Here is a 14,648-nt window from a genome sequence, read left to right on the forward strand (position 1 = left end):
GGCGCGGGTGCGGCGCGGCTTGGTGACCGTCTCGGTGACCTCGGTCGCGGGGGCCTCGACGGTGTCGACGGCGGCCTCCGCGGCCTTGCGGGTGCGGCGCCGCACGGGCTTCGCCGGGGCCTCGACGACCTCGGTGGCCTCGGTGACCGTCTCGGCGGCGGGCGCCGTCTCGACGGTCTTGCGGGTGCGGCGACGGGCCGGCTTGGCCGGAGCCTCGGCGACGACCTCGGCGGCGGCGCTCTCGACCACGGCCTCGGCGGCGGTCACCACGGCCTCCGCCGTCTCGACGGCCGTCGCGGCGCTCTTGCGGGTCCGGCGACGGCGCGGCGCGGCCGGCTCGTCGGTGACACCCTCGGCCGTCGCCACGGCGGATTCCGCGGCCTCGGTCACGGGGGCGGCGGCAGCGGCCGCCACGGCCTCTCCCGCTCCACCGCGCGTCCGCCTGCGGCGGCGCGGCGTACGGGGCTCGGAGCCCTCGACGGACGCGGGCGACTCCGTGGCCGCCGGAGCGGCCGTGGACGCGGGCGTCCCCTCCGCCGCCGGCGCACCGCTGCGCGTACGGCGGCGCTGGCGCGGCGTACGCGGCGCGCGCTCGCGCTCGGTGGAGGCGGGCGCCGCCGAACGGCCACCGCGGCCGCGCGGGCCGCCACGGCCACCGGTCTCGCCCAGGTCCTCGACCTCTTCGGCCGCGAGCCCGGCGCGGGTGCGCTCGGAACGCGGCAGGACACCCTTGGTGCCGGCCGGGATGCTCAGCTCCTCGAAGAGGTGCGGGGACGTGGAGTACGTCTCCGGCGGGTTGCCGAAGCCGAGGTCCAGCGCCTTGTTGATGAGCTGCCAGCGCGGGATGTCGTCCCAGTCGACGAGGGTGATCGCGATGCCCTTGGCGCCCGCGCGGCCGGTGCGGCCGATGCGGTGCAGGTACGTCTTCTCGTCCTCGGGGGACTGGTAGTTGATGACGTGGGTGACACCCTCGACGTCGATGCCGCGGGCCGCGACGTCGGTGCAGACGAGGACGTCGACCTTGCCGTTGCGGAACGCGCGCAGCGCCTGCTCGCGGGCACCCTGGCCGAGGTCGCCGTGGACCGCGCCGGACGCGAAGCCGCGCTGCTGGAGCTGGTCGGCGAGGTCCGCCGCCGTCCGCTTGGTGCGGCAGAAGATCATCGCGAGTCCGCGGCCCTCGGCCTGCAGTATGCGCGCGACCATCTCGGGCTTGTCCATGTTGTGCGCGCGATAGACGAACTGCGCGGTGTTCGCGACCGTCGCGCCCGAGTCGTCCGGCGCGGCGGCACGGATGTGCGTGGGCTGCGACATGTAGCGGCGCGCGAGACCGATGACCGCGCCCGGCATGGTCGCCGAGAACAGCATCGTCTGACGGCGGGCCGGCAGCATGTTCATGATCTTCTCGACGTCGGGCAGGAAGCCCAGGTCGAGCATCTCGTCGGCCTCGTCGAGGACGAGGGCCTTGACGTGCTTGAGGTTGAGCTTCTTCTGGCCCGCGAGGTCCAGCAGACGCCCCGGGGTGCCGACGACGACGTCGACGCCCTTCTTCAGGGCCTCGACCTGGGGCTCGTACGCGCGGCCGCCGTAGATGGCCAGAACGCGGACGTTGCGGACCTTGCCCGCGGTGAGCAGGTCGTTGGTCACCTGGGTGCACAGCTCGCGCGTCGGTACGACGACGAGGGCCTGCGGGGCGTCGGTGAGCTGCTCGGGCTTGGCCCGGCCCGCCTCGACGTCCGCGGGGACGGTGACGCGCTCCAGCAGGGGAAGGCCGAAGCCCAGCGTCTTGCCGGTGCCGGTCTTGGCCTGGCCGATGACGTCGGTGCCGGAAAGGGCGACCGGGAGCGTCATCTCCTGGATCGGGAAGGGGTTGACGATGCCGACGGCCTCAAGGGCTTCGGCGGTCTCAGGGAGGATTCCGAGCTCTCGGAAAGTCGTAGTCAGGGTGCTGCCTCTTCTGTGTACGCGGTGCGAGGCGAACGCGGGGGTCGTGTCGGGACCGTGCCGGGGACGTCGGCCGCTCTTGACGGGCGGGCCGGGTGGCATGGGACCACTGCCGACGCTCGAGCTCTCGTGCCGCTGAGGGTTCCCTCCGGATGTCGTACGCAATGTGCCGTACCGACGAGGAGGGCTGTCGGGTCGGAGCCGATCGGGCCACCGACCGGGCATCCTCATTCGTGCGGCCCGTCGAATACTCGCCGGGCGCATTACCACCATACCCCGGAATCACGCACATGCGATGGCCGATTTGGTCACGTTGTCGTCGTCACACAGGTTGACCAGGGACTTCCGCCGTGCTGTGAGCGGGCTATTGTGCGCTTCATGACGACGCCTGACAACGCCGCTGAGAAGCCCGCCGAGGCCACCGCCGACACCGCCCCCGCGGCCACCGGAGTCGCCGCGCAGAACTGGGAGACGGCCTCGGCCGAGCCCCAGTACCGCGCCGCGGTCGTGGACCTGCTCGGAGCGCTCGCGTACGGCGAGCTCGCGGCGTTCGAGCGGCTCGCGGAGGACGCCAAGCTGGCGCCGACGCTCAGCGACAAGGCGGAGCTGGCGAAGATGGCGTCCGCCGAGTTCCACCACTTCGAGCAGCTGCGGGACCGGCTCGCCGCGATCGGCGCGGAGCCGACGCAGGCCATGGAGCCCTTTGTCGCCGCGCTCGACGGCTTCCACCGGCAGACGGCCCCCTCCGACTGGCTGGAGGGTCTGGTCAAGGCGTACGTCGGCGACTCGATCGCCAGTGACTTCTACCGCGAGGTCGCGGCCCGCCTCGACTCGGACACCCGTGGGCTCGTCCTCGGCGTCCTCGACGACACCGGTCACGCCGGTTTCGCCATCGAGAAGGTGCGCGCCGCGATCGACGCCGACCCGCGTGTCGGGGGCCGGCTCGCGCTGTGGGCGCGCCGGCTGATGGGCGAGGCGCTGTCCCAGTCGCAGCGTGTGGTCGCCGACCGCGACGCCCTGTCGACGATGCTCGTGGGCGGCGTGGCGGACGGCTTCGACCTCGCCGAGGTCGGCCGGATGTTCTCCCGGATCACCGAGGCGCACACCAAGCGGATGGCGGCGCTGGGCCTGGCGGCCTAGGGCAGCAGCCAGGGGCGAACGGCTCGCCGATCGCCCCGCCGATCGCCCGGCCGCCTGCGGGCACGGTTCACGGACGTGGTTCGCGGTCGCGCGAGCGGGCCCTTCGCAGGGGCCTCCGCAGTGGCCTACGCGGTCGCCGAGCGGCGTCGAAAACGCTCCTCGGGACGCAGCAGCAGCGACAGCAGCGCGGCGGAGACGGCCACCGCGCCGAGAAGGATGGCCAGGAAGTGGCCGGAGCCCAGCGCCGTGTGCGTCAGGAAGGCGCCGAACAGGGCTCCCGCCACGCCGGTCGACAGGACCAGGCTGCGCGACGGCAACCGGTGCGGCAGGCGGTACGAGGCCGCCCACGCCAGCGCGAGACCCAGCAGCGCGGAGGCGGTGGCTTCCAAGAACATGGTGGGGGTCCCTCCCGCACGGCCGGTGCAAATCGGTCGTAGCCGGTCCTACCCCTGACGTTCGGAACGCAATCCTCCTCGGTGTCGGGCATGTGCTCCATCTGCGGACGTGACGGAGCGGAAGCGGACGTGCGCCGGGCGGAACCGTCGGCGCCCACCGCGGGGACGCGCCCCCGAGGACGGCAACGCGAGCGGGGAAGGGCGGCGCCCGCACGGAACGCGGGACGTGCGTACGTGCGGCGGACGTGCCTGCGTGAAGTGGGACGCGCGTACGTGTGGCGTGACGCGCCTGGGTGAGGCGGGACCTGCGTGAGCGAGGCGGGACGTGCCTGCGTTATCTGGGACGTGCGTACGTGCGCCGGGACGCGTCTGCGTGAGGCGGGACCTGCGTACGGGAAGGGCCCGGTGACGATGTCACCGGGCCCTTCCCGTACTGCTGTGTCGCCAGGTCGCCCTACAGGGCGCTGAACCCGACCTTGCGCTGCGTGGGCTCGCCGAGCTCCACGTACGCCAGCCGGTCGGCCGGAACCAGGACCTTGCGGCCGTGGTCGTCCACGAGGCTCAGCAGCTGCGACTTGCCGGCCAGCGCCTCGGACACCGCGCGCTCGACCTCTTCCGGGGTCTGACCGCTCTCCAGAACGATCTCGCGGGGCGCGTGCTGCACGCCGATCTTGACCTCCACGGCTTTGTCCCTCCGACGGTCAGTCATGTGCGCGTTCGTACGCGCCGTACGCAGCACACATTAGCCCGGCGAGGGGACCCGCACGCTCCGCCCGGGAACGCCAGGAGCGAACAGCCGACGGGAACAAAGAAGCGGCGGCCGGGGGTGTGCCCCCGGCCGCCGCCCGGCGTCGGTGATCCGGTCGTCCGGTGACCGGACGGACCGGAGGTCCGGCGGATCAGTGGTGGTCGGTGCCGTGCAGCGGGAATCCCGCGATGCCCCGCCAGGCGAGCGACGTCAGCAGCTGCACCGCCTGGTCGCGCGGGACGCTCCGGTCGCTGTGCAGCCAGGAACGGGCCACCACCTGGGCCAGTCCGCCGAGGCCGGAGGCGAGGAGCATCGACTCCGCGCGCGAGAGACCGGTGTCCTCCGCGATGACGTCACAGATCGCCTCGGCGCATTCGTGCGTCACCTTGTCGACGCGCTCGCGCACCGCCGGCTCGTTGGTCAGGTCGGACTCGAAGACCAGCCGGAACGCGCCGCCGTCGTCCTCCACGTACGCGAAGTAGGCGTCCATCGTGGCGCGGACGCGCAGCTTGTTGTCCGTGGTCGACGCGAGCGCCGCCCGCACCGCCAGGAGCAGGGACTCGCAGTGCTGGTCGAGCAGGGCGAGGTACAGATCGAGCTTGCCCGGGAAGTGCTGGTAGAGAACCGGCTTGCTGACGCCCGCGCGCTCGGCGATGTCGTCCATGGCGGCCGAGTGGTATCCCTGCGCAACGAAAACTTCCTGGGCCGCGCCGAGAAGCTGGTTGCGCCGGGCACGGCGCGGCAGGCGAGTGCCCCGCGGGCGTGCTGCCTCTGTCTGCTCGATGGCTGTCACGCCGCCTCCCAAAGTTGTCCACGTGCGGTGTGCGCCGCGCCGCCATCGTACTTTTCGGTAACCCCGCTGTGTGCGGTGCGAGCGCAGAATTTCACGGACCGGACCCCGGCCGGGACGGCGCACAGTGGTGCCGAAGGGGACGAGCTGGGCACCCGGCCGCCGCGGCGGCCCTGATCAGCGATGCCGGGTCACCCGTGGACGCCGGCCCGCGGGCCCCCTTCGCGTCGCTCTCAGATGCCGGGTCACCTGTAGTCGTCCTCGTTCAGCCGGACGACCCGGGCCTGCTCGGCCAGATCCGCGTCGTCGGCGTTGAGGCGGTTGCCCGGGGGCTGCGGGTCCACGTCGTCCGCGGGGTCCAGCTCGGCGGACTGCTCGGCGGCGTCGGCCTCCGGGGCCTCCGCGTCGGGGATCTCCCGGAACTGGTCGTCGAACGTTGCGGGGTCTGTCGGGTCGACTGTCATGGTTCCTCTTCCCGAACGGTACGAGAGCGCTCCTGTGTGCGGACGAGTGCCCTCGTTCGAAGCCTAGGAGACACGCGATCCGGACGCTATGCGATGCGTCCGCGATCTGTGACGGCGAACACATGAGCCCCGGCGTGATCGTCTCGTAACATTGCGGCATGTCTTCGACCGAACTGCCTTCCGCGCCGGCCGCCAGTGTCACGCCGAGGGTCGGCGCCGTCAGGGTCGCGGAGGGGGAGCGGCTGCGATCGGTCGGGCTGCCCGGCATCACCCTGACGATCCGGTCGAGGCCGCCTGCCCGTGAGGGACTTCCGCCCGCGCTGTACGTGCACGGTCTGGGCGGCTCCTCGCAGAACTGGTCGGCGCTGATGTCCGAGCTCGACGGGCTCGTGGAGAGCGAGGCCCTCGATCTGCCGGGCTTCGGCGACTCGCCGCCGCCGGACGACGGCGACTACTCCGTCACCGGACACGCGCGCGCGGTCATCCGCTTCCTCGACGCGTCCGGACGCGGGCCAGTACATCTTTTCGGCAATTCCCTCGGGGGAGCCGTCACGACGCGCGTCGCGGCGGTGCGGCCGGATCTCGTCCGGACGCTCACTCTGGTGTCCCCCGCGCTGCCCGAGATCCGGGCCCAGCGCACCGCCTGGCCGACCGCGCTGCTCGCCCTGCCCGGGGTGGCCGGACTGTTCACGAAACTCACCAGGGACTGGACCGCTGAGCAGCGCGTACGCGGGGTTCTCGGCCTCTGTTACGGCGACCCCGGCATCGTCACTCCCGAGGGGTTCCGGCACGCGGTCGAGGAGATGGAACGGCGGCTCGCCCTGCCCTACTTCTGGGACGCCATGGCACGCTCCGCGCGCGGGGTCGTGAACGCGTACACGCTCGGCGGGCAGCACGGACTGTGGCGTCAGGCCGAACGGGTGCTCGCCCCGACGCTCCTGGTGTACGGCGGCCGCGACCAACTTGTCGGCTACCGTATGGCGCAGCGCGCGGCCCGTGCCTTCCGCGACTCCCGGCTGCTGTCCCTGCCGGAGGCGGGGCACGTCGCCATGATGGAGTATCCGGAGACGGTCGCCACCGCCTTCCGTGAACTCCTGGCGGACCTGAGAGAGTCGAACCCTTCGGTGGCAGTCGGCGCGGAGAGCTGAGGCGGGAAGTGGGACGACACAGTCGTCGGGGGCGGGCCGGCAAGACGGACACCGCGCAGACGCGAGCGGTTCCGGCGGAGGAGGCGGCACCCGCGCCGGCTCCGGGCCCGGACGGCGCCCGCCGCTCCGCGACCCGCCCGCCCGGTTCCCAGGTTCCCCACCCGCCCGCGGGCGGCGGCCCGCAGCAGGGCGCACCACGATTCCCCGAGGGGACTCCGGCGCACGGTTTCCCGCGGGTGGCGGACGGTACCCCCGCGCGCGGGGTGCCGCGCTACGCCGACGGCACCCCGGCTCACGGAGTTCCACGCCTTCAGGGCGGTGCGCCGGGTCAGGGCGGTCCGCGTTTCCAGGGCGGTACCCCCGTCCAGGCCGGGCCGCGTTTCCCGGGTGGCGGTCCGGCTCAAGGCGTCCCGCGTTTCCAGGGCGGCGCTCCCGCCCAGGGCGGGCCGCGTCTTCCCGAGGGGACTCCGGCGCACGGTTTCCCGCGGGTGGCGGACGGTACCCCCGCGCGCGGGGTGCCGCGCTACGCCGACGGCACCCCGGCTCACGGGGTCCCGCGCCTTCAGGACGGGACTCCGGCACACGGAGTTCCACGCCTCCAGGACGGCACCCCGGCGCGTGGGGTGCCGCGTTCGTTCGACGGGACCCCCGCGCGCGGAACGCCGCGTCTTCCCGACGGCACCCCCGCGCACGGAACGCCGCGTCTTCCCGACGGCACCCCCGCGCACGGGATGCCGCAGGTGCGGGGCGGGCATCCCGAGCAGCGTGAACAGGGCGGCGGCTGGGGGGAGTCCGGGACCGGCGGGGCCTCTCGGGGCGCACCCGCAGGGACGCGGGTGCCCCGGCAGCGTCAGCAGGACGTGACGGGACCACGGCAGGCCTACGTCGACGCGTTCGACCTCGACGAGCGGCCGGGCGGCGGCGCCGCGGGCCGGACACCCGGCCCCCGTGGCGGAGTCGACGGCTCCGCGGACTGGAACGCCCAGTCCGCCGGCACCGGTGACGGCCCGCCGCGGGAGGCCGGCGACCAGGGCGACGCCAAGGCCCGCAAGGGATGGGCGTTCACCGGGATCGCCGCGGCCGCCGTCACCACCGTGCTGGCCGTCGTCGTGGCCGGACAGATGGCCACCGGAGGGCACGACGCCGACGCGCGGACCCAGACCGCCGACAGCGGTGGCCGGGCCACCCAGGACTCCGCCTCGCGCGGCGACGACCGGCCGACCCAGTCGGGACAGCCGCAGGTGGCCGCCGCACCCCTGACGTACGACCAGCAGATGGCCAGGACGTACCCGCTCGGGGCGAAGCTCAAGGGGTCGGGGAAGTTCACCGCGGTGCCCGGCGTCGCCAAGGCCCCCGGCAAGGGACGCAAGTACACCTACCGCGTCGACATCGAACAGGGCCTCGGTCTCGACGGCGCGCTCTTCGCCGACGCCGTGCAGAAGACCCTCAACGACAAGAAGAGCTGGGCCCACGACGGTGCCCGCACCTTCGAGCGGATCGATTCCGGCAAACCAGACTTCGTCATCACGCTGGCGAGCCCCGGCACCACCGCCGAGTGGTGCGCGAAATCGGGGCTCGACACCACGGAGGACAACGTGTCGTGCGACTCGGCGTCCACCGAGCGCGTCATGATCAACGCCTACCGCTGGGCGCAGGGCTCCAAGACCTACGGCTTCGGTGACGAGATTCACGCCTACCGGCAGATGCTGATCAACCACGAGGTCGGCCACCGGCTCGGATACGGCCACGTCACGTGCGAGAAGGACGGCGATCTCGCCCCGGTCATGCAGCAGCAGACCAAGTTCCTCGACCACGACGGAATCCACTGCCTGCCCAACCCCTGGCCCTATCCCAAGAGTTGACGGAAAGTGCGCGAACCGCTTTGACATGCGGAAAAAGATCGTTCATATTTTCCGCATGTCCTCCCGTCACGCCTCCGTTCGCGCCGCCATCGAGCTGGCGCTCATCGGCGTGACCGCGCTCTGCGTGGCCGACATTCACTGTTGCTGACGCCCGCCCCCGGCAGTCGCGTCGCTTCCCTTTCCGTCTTGCAGCCGTGCGCCCCCGAACCTCCGCGGTTCGTCGCGCCCGTGCCCCTTTCGGTCCTGCCGGACTCCGACGCCTGACGCCCTGGGCGAGCTCTGCGCTCCGCCGTCTCACTCCGTGTCATTCCGTCTCAGTATTCGAGTCATTCCGAGAGGTCGTCTTCCGATGCGTCAACCGTCCGTCACAGCGCGCCGCGTGGCCGCGGCATCCGTCAGCCTGATCGTGGCAGCGGGCGCCGCCGCCTGCGGTCCGAAGGACAACGATGCCAAGAGCTCCGGCGGCGACTCCCAGCCCCACAAGGGCGGCACCCTGACCGTCCTGAACTCCAACCCGCAGTCGGACTTCGACCCCGCGCGGCTCTACACCTCCGGCGGCGGCAACGTGCCCTCGCTCGTCTTCCGCACGCTCACCACCCGCAACCGCGAGGACGGGGCCGCCGGCGCCGAGGTCGTCCCCGACCTCGCCACGGACACCGGCCGCCCGAGCGAGAACGCGACCGTGTGGACGTACACGCTGAAGGCGGGCCTCAAGTTCGAGGACGGCACGCCGATCACGTCCGCCGACATCAAGTACGGCATCGAGCGCTCCTTCGCCGCCGAACTCTCCGGCGGCGCGCCCTACCTGAGGGACTGGCTGATCGGCGGCGCCGGCTACCAGGGTCCCTACAAGGACAAGAAGGGCCTCGACTCGATCGAGACGCCGGACGAGCGGACCATCGTCTTCCACCTGAACAAGCCCGAGGGCGAGTTCCCCTACCTGGCCACGCAGACGCAGTTCACGCCCGTCCCCAAGGCCAAGGACACCGGCACGAAGTACGAGGAGCACCCGGTCTCCTCGGGCCCGTACAAGGTCGTCAAGAACGAGAACGACGGCGAGCGCCTCACCCTGGAGCGCAACACGCACTGGTCCGCCTCGACCGACGCCGAGCGCAAGGCCTACCCGGACAAGATCGACGTACGGTCCGGCCTGGACTCCTCCGTGATCAACCAGCGGCTGTCCTCCTCCCAGGGCGCCGACGCCACCGCCGTCACGACGGACACCAACCTCGGCCCGGCCGAGCTCGCCAAGGTGACCGGGGACAAGGAGCTGGCCTCGCGCGTCGGCACCGGGCACTTCGGCTACACGAACTACCTCGCCTTCAACCCGAAGGTGAAGCCGTTCGACAACCCGAAGGTGCGCCAGGCGATCTCGTACGCCATCGACCGCACCTCGGTGATCAACGCGGCGGGCGGCTCGTCCCTGGCCGAGCCGGCGACGACGTACCTGCCGAACCAGAAGTCCTTCGGCTACACGCCCTACGACCTCTTCCCGGCGGGCGCCTCCGGCAACGCGGCCAAGGCCAAGGAACTGCTGGCGCAGGCCGGTTACAAGAACGGTCTGAGCATCACCCTCACTCATTCCAACAGCAAGGACTTCGAGACGAGCCCCGAGATCGCGACCGCGATCCAGGACGCGCTCAAGAAGGCCGGGATCACCGTCAAGCTGCAGGGTCTCGAGGAGAACGACTACAGCGACAAGATCCACAGCTTCAAGAACGAGCCGGGGCTGTTCCTCGCCCACTGGGGTGCCGACTGGCCCTCCGGCGGCCCCTTCCTGGCCCCGATCTTCGACGGCCGGCAGATCGTGAAGGACGGAGCCAACTTCAACTCCGGCTTCCTGAACGACAAGTCGGTCAACGACGAGATCGACGCGATCAACAAGCTGACCGATCTCGACGAGGCCGCCAAGCGCTGGGGCGCGCTGGACAAGAAGATCGGCGCGCAGGCCCTGACCGTGCCGCTGTTCCACCCCGTCTACAAGCGTCTGTACGGCGAGAACGTCAAGAACATCGTCATCAGCGACTGGACCGGCGTTCTGGACATCTCCCAGGTCGCGGTGAAGTAACCCCGTGAGCGAGGCACTTGTCGCCTCCCAGGCCCCCACGGCGGACCCGTCCGCCGTGGGGGCCTCGGGGGCCCGTCAGTTCTGGCGGCGGCTGCGTGCGCAGCGCGCCGCCCTCGTCGCGGCGGCCGTCGTCGCGCTGCTCGTCCTGATCGCGCTCGCCGCGCCGCTGCTCACGGCGATCGAGGGCCAGGACCCCACCACCTACCACCCCGCGCTGGTGGACTCCGCGCGCGGCGGCGTCCCCGTCGGGGCGCTCGGCGGCATCGGCGCCGACCACTGGCTCGGCGTCGAACCCCAGACCGGCCGCGACCTGTTCGCGCGCCTCGTCTACGGCGCCAGGGTCTCCCTCGGCGTCGCGCTCGCCGCGACCCTGGTGCAGGTCCTCATCGCCGTCGTCGTCGGTGTCTCGGCGGCGCTCGGGAACCGATGGGTCGATCAAGTGCTGAGCCGGGTCACCGAGATCATCGTCGCGCTGCCGCTGATGATCATGTCGCTCGCGCTGCTGGCCGTCGTGCCCGGCAGCTTTCCGCGGCCCGTCCTGGTCGCCCTCGTCATCGGTCTCATCGCCTGGGGCACCCTCGCCAAGATCGTGCGCGCGCAGACGCTCACCCTCAAGCAGCTCGACTACGTCGCCGCCGCGCGGCTCAGCGGCTGGGGCACCTGGCGGATCGCCCGGCGCGACCTGCTGCCGGGCCTCGCGGCCCCGCTCATCACCTACTCCGCGCTCCTCGTGCCGGCGAACATCGGCGTCGAGGCCGCCCTGTCCTTCCTCGGCGTCGGCGTGAAGCCGCCGACTCCGTCCTGGGGACAGATGCTGACCTCCGCCGACGTCTGGTACCAGGCGGCGCCGCAGTACCTGCTGCTCCCCGCGGGCGCCCTGTTCGTCACCGTCCTCGCCCTGACGGTCCTCGGCGACGGCGTGCGCACGGCCCTCGACCCGCGCGCGGCCTCCCGCCTGCGCGTCGGCACGGGCCGCAAGGGAGAGGCCCGCGCCGATGCGACCGGCGGCACGCAGGACGGACGCGACACGACCGAGCCCCGCCCGGACACACCCGGCACGGACCTGTCCCGGTCCACACCGGGCACGGACCTGCCTCCGTCCGGCGCTCCCGGCACGGACCTGTCCCGGTCCACACCGGGCACGGACCTGCCTCCGTCCGGCGCTCCCGGCACGGACCTGTCCCGGTCCACACCGGGCACGGACCTGCCTCCGTCCGGCGCTCCCGGCACGGACCTGTCCCGGTCGGGCGCGCCCGGCACTGACCTTCCCCCGGCGGGTGCGCCCGCCGCAGATCTCCCCCTGTCCAGCGGTGCTGCCGACGGGACGAAGGAGGGCACGGCATGAGCGGCTTCGCCGGGTTCGTGCTGCGGCGGACCATCGCCACCGCGGTCACCCTCCTCGCCATCTCGGTGATCGTCTACGTCGTCTTCTACGCCACCCCGGGCAACGTCGCCCAGATCACCTGCGGCCCGCGCTGCTCGCCCGCCCAGGTGCAGCAGGTCGCCCAGCAGCTGCACCTCGGCGATCCGCTGTACGTGCGCTACTGGCACTTCCTCCAGGGACTCCTCGCCGGCCAGGACTACTCGACGGGCACCTCCGTCCAGCACTGCCCGGCGCCCTGCCTCGGGCTGTCGTACCAGACGGACCAGCAGGTCACGCGGCTGATCCTGGCGAAGCTGCCGGTCAGCCTGTCGCTGGTGTTCGGCGCGATGGTCGTATGGCTGCTGCTCGGTGTCGGCACCGGCGTGCTCTCCGCGTGGCGGCGCGGCCGGCTCAGCGAGCGGGTGCTGACCGCACTCACGCTCGCCGGAACGGCGACGCCCGTCTTCGTCATCGGCCTGATCCTGATGATCGTCGTCTGCGGCCAGCTCGAACTGCTGCCCTTCCCGCAGTACGTGAACCTCTCCGACGACCCCGAACAGTGGGCGTGGAACCTGGTCCTCCCCTGGCTCTCGCTCGCCCTCGTCGAGGCCGCCGCGTTCGCCCGGCTGACCAGGGCCTCGATGCTGGAGACGCTGGCCGAGGACCACATACGGACCTTCCGCGCGTACGGCGTGGGGGAGCGGTCGATCATCGGGCGGCACGCCGTGCGGGGCGCGCTCGCCTCGATCATCGCGCTGAACGCCAACACCTTCGGGTCGGCGGTCGGCGGCGCGGTCCTCACCGAGACGCTCTTCGGACTGCCCGGCATCGGCCAGGAGCTGGTGCACGCGGTGAACGTCGTCGACCTTCCCGTGGTCGTCGGCATGGTCCTGGTCATCGGATTCTTCGTGGTCATCGCCAACGCCGTCGCGGACGTGCTCTACGCGGTGGCCGACCGACGGGTGGTGCTGGCATGAGCGACTCTTCCCCGACCGTTTCCACGGTTCCCCAGCCGGGGGCGGGCGCGTCGCCCGGCTCCGGCGCGGACTCCTCCCCGGCCGCCTTCGCCGCCCCGCTGGTCGACGTGCGCGACCTCGTCGTCGACTTCGGGGGCCTGCGCGCGGTCGACGGGATCTCCTTCCGGCTGGAGAGGGGCGCCGCCCTCGGCCTGGTCGGCGAGTCCGGTTCGGGCAAGTCCACCGTCGCGTCGGCCCTGCTGGCGCTGCACCGGGGCACCGGAGCGCGCGTCGACGGCACGGTCCGCGTGGCCGGCGTCGACGTCCGGCGGGCGTCCGACGACGAACTGCGCGGGCTGCGCGGCGGGAAGGCCGCCATGGTCTTCCAGGATCCGCTGTCCTCCCTCGACCCGTACTACGCGGTCGGCGACCAGATCGCCGAGGTGTACCGGGCGCACGCCAAGGCGTCCCGGCGGGCCGCACGCGCGCGTGCGGTGCAGGTGCTGGACCGCGTCGGCATCCCCGACGCGGCCCGCCGCTCCCGCTCGCGCCCGCACGAGTTCAGCGGCGGCATGCGCCAGCGCGCCCTCATCGCCATGGCGCTGGCCTGCGAACCCGAGCTCCTGATCGCCGACGAGCCCACCACGGCGCTCGACGTGACCGTCCAGGCGCAGATCCTCGACCTCCTGCACACCCTGCGCCACGAGACCGGGACAGGACTGCTGCTGGTCACCCATGACGTCGGGGTCGCGGCCGAGAGCGTCGACGAGATCCTGGTCATGCGGCACGGACGCGCCGTCGAGCACGGCCCGGTGGGTTCCGTCCTCGGCGCGCCCCGGGAGCCGTACACCCGTGAACTCCTCGGCGCCGTCCCCCGCGTGGACACACCCCGGCTCACTGGCGTCGTCCGGCCGGACGAGGTCACCGGCGCGGGCGACGTCGTCCTCGAAGCGGCCGGACTCCGGCGGGAGTTCGGGCGCGGGAAGCGGCGCTTCGCCGCCGTCGACGACGTGTCGCTGAGCGTCCGCCGGGGCGAGACCCTCGGCATCGTCGGCGAGAGCGGCAGCGGCAAGACGACCCTGGGAAGGATGCTGGTCGGACTCCTGGAACCCACCGCCGGGGTGGTCCGTCACGAGGGGCGCGAACAGAGCGGCGTCCGCCCCTCGGTGCAGATGGTCTTCCAGGACCCGGTGTCCTCCCTCAACCCCCGGCGCAGCGTGGGCGAGTCCATCGCCGACCCGCTGCGGGCGCGCGGGGACCGGGACGAGAAGCGCATCCGGGCACGCGTACGGGAACTGCTGGAGCGTGTGGGGCTCGACGGGTCGCACTACGACCGCTACCCGCACGAGTTCAGCGGCGGCCAGCGTCAGCGCGTCGGCATCGCACGGGCGCTGGCCGCGGAACCGCACGCCATCGTGTGCGACGAACCGGTCTCCGCGCTCGACGTCACCACGCAGGCCCAGGTGGTCGCCCTGCTCGGAGAGCTGCAGCGGGAACTCGGGCTCGCGCTCGTGTTCGTGGCGCACGACCTCGCTGTCGTACGCCAGGTCAGCGACCACGTGGCGGTGATGCGGCGCGGCCGGATCGTCGAGCACGGTCCCGCCGACGAGGTCTACGAGAGTCCCCGCGACCCGTACACCCGGCAACTGCTGGCCGCCGTACCGGCGCTCGACCCGGAGATCGCGGCACGGCGCCGCGCGGAGCGCGAGGAGCTGTCCCCGGCGTGACGCGCGCGCCGGGGATCCGCCGGAACGTGCCCGCGTGAACGCGTAG

Annotated in this window: 12 protein-coding genes and 1 pseudogene; 8 read left to right on the top strand and 5 right to left on the bottom strand. The window is 72.3% G+C overall.

Features of this window, described 5'->3' with window-relative positions; all coding sequences use genetic code 11:
* Positions 1 to 1,848, bottom strand: a 1,848-nt coding sequence (locus ACFYYF_RS08355; protein ID WP_388772648.1) for a DEAD/DEAH box helicase, incomplete at its 3' end; no start/stop codon positions are given.
* 471 nt (positions 1,849 to 2,319) lie between these two features.
* On the opposite strand from ACFYYF_RS08355, the gene ACFYYF_RS08360 reads away from it, so the two are divergent.
* Positions 2,320 to 3,081, top strand: coding sequence for a ferritin-like fold-containing protein (locus ACFYYF_RS08360; RefSeq protein ID WP_361688803.1), 762 nt, complete (start codon positions 2,320 to 2,322; stop codon positions 3,079 to 3,081).
* Positions 3,082 to 3,206: 125 nt separating this feature from the next.
* On the opposite strand, the gene ACFYYF_RS08365 is transcribed toward ACFYYF_RS08360, so the two are convergent.
* The 4 genes from ACFYYF_RS08365 to ACFYYF_RS08380 form a co-directional block, all read right to left on the bottom strand.
* Positions 3,207 to 3,476, bottom strand: coding sequence for a hypothetical protein (locus tag ACFYYF_RS08365; protein ID WP_361688806.1), 270 nt, complete (start codon positions 3,474 to 3,476; stop codon positions 3,207 to 3,209).
* 454 nt (positions 3,477 to 3,930) lie between these two features.
* Positions 3,931 to 4,158: a DUF3107 domain-containing protein gene (locus ACFYYF_RS08370; protein WP_028801993.1), complete on the bottom strand. Its 228-nt coding sequence runs from the start codon at positions 4,156 to 4,158 to the stop codon at positions 3,931 to 3,933.
* A gap of 217 nt (positions 4,159 to 4,375) precedes the next feature.
* Entirely contained in the window at positions 4,376 to 5,017 is a 642-nt protein-coding gene (locus tag ACFYYF_RS08375) for a TetR/AcrR family transcriptional regulator (RefSeq protein ID WP_361688809.1), read from the bottom strand.
* A gap of 242 nt (positions 5,018 to 5,259) precedes the next feature.
* Entirely contained in the window at positions 5,260 to 5,478 is a 219-nt protein-coding gene (locus ACFYYF_RS08380) for a hypothetical protein (RefSeq protein WP_361688812.1), read from the bottom strand.
* A 158-nt stretch (positions 5,479 to 5,636) separates the two neighbouring features.
* Here ACFYYF_RS08380 and ACFYYF_RS08385 point away from each other — a divergent pair, with 158 nt between their 5' ends.
* From ACFYYF_RS08385 to ACFYYF_RS08415, 7 genes and pseudogenes are all read left to right on the top strand, one after another.
* On the top strand, positions 5,637 to 6,626 hold the full coding sequence (locus ACFYYF_RS08385; RefSeq protein WP_388772652.1) for an alpha/beta fold hydrolase: 990 nt from the start codon (positions 5,637 to 5,639) through the stop codon (positions 6,624 to 6,626).
* An 860-nt stretch (positions 6,627 to 7,486) separates the two neighbouring features.
* Positions 7,487 to 8,488: a DUF3152 domain-containing protein gene (locus ACFYYF_RS08390; protein ID WP_388772655.1), complete on the top strand. Its 1,002-nt coding sequence runs from the start codon at positions 7,487 to 7,489 to the stop codon at positions 8,486 to 8,488.
* A 55-nt stretch (positions 8,489 to 8,543) separates the two neighbouring features.
* Entirely contained in the window at positions 8,544 to 8,636 is a 93-nt protein-coding gene (locus ACFYYF_RS08395) for an Ms4533A family Cys-rich leader peptide (protein WP_318658278.1), read from the top strand.
* Between the two features lie 201 nt (positions 8,637 to 8,837).
* On the top strand, positions 8,838 to 10,556 hold the full coding sequence (locus ACFYYF_RS08400) for an ABC transporter substrate-binding protein (protein WP_388772659.1): 1,719 nt from the start codon (positions 8,838 to 8,840) through the stop codon (positions 10,554 to 10,556).
* Between the two features lie 4 nt (positions 10,557 to 10,560).
* Positions 10,561 to 11,562 (top strand): annotated as a pseudogene (locus ACFYYF_RS08405) (ABC transporter permease); the annotation flags it as partial.
* A 335-nt stretch (positions 11,563 to 11,897) separates the two neighbouring features.
* Positions 11,898 to 12,896 (top strand): ABC transporter permease, encoded by a 999-nt coding sequence (locus tag ACFYYF_RS08410; RefSeq protein ID WP_365479983.1) that lies wholly within the window; start codon positions 11,898 to 11,900, stop codon positions 12,894 to 12,896.
* Positions 12,893 to 14,602 carry a dipeptide ABC transporter ATP-binding protein gene (locus ACFYYF_RS08415; protein WP_388772662.1) on the top strand — a complete coding sequence of 570 codons (1,710 nt, stop codon included), beginning with the start codon at positions 12,893 to 12,895 and terminating at the stop codon, positions 14,600 to 14,602. Before ACFYYF_RS08410 ends, ACFYYF_RS08415 begins: the two co-directional genes overlap by 4 nt.
* Positions 14,603 to 14,648 lie beyond the last annotated feature (46 nt).

It is taken from the genome of Streptomyces sp. NPDC001914, assembly GCF_042891215.1.
In the GTDB taxonomy this organism is placed as follows: domain Bacteria; phylum Actinomycetota; class Actinomycetes; order Streptomycetales; family Streptomycetaceae; genus Streptomyces.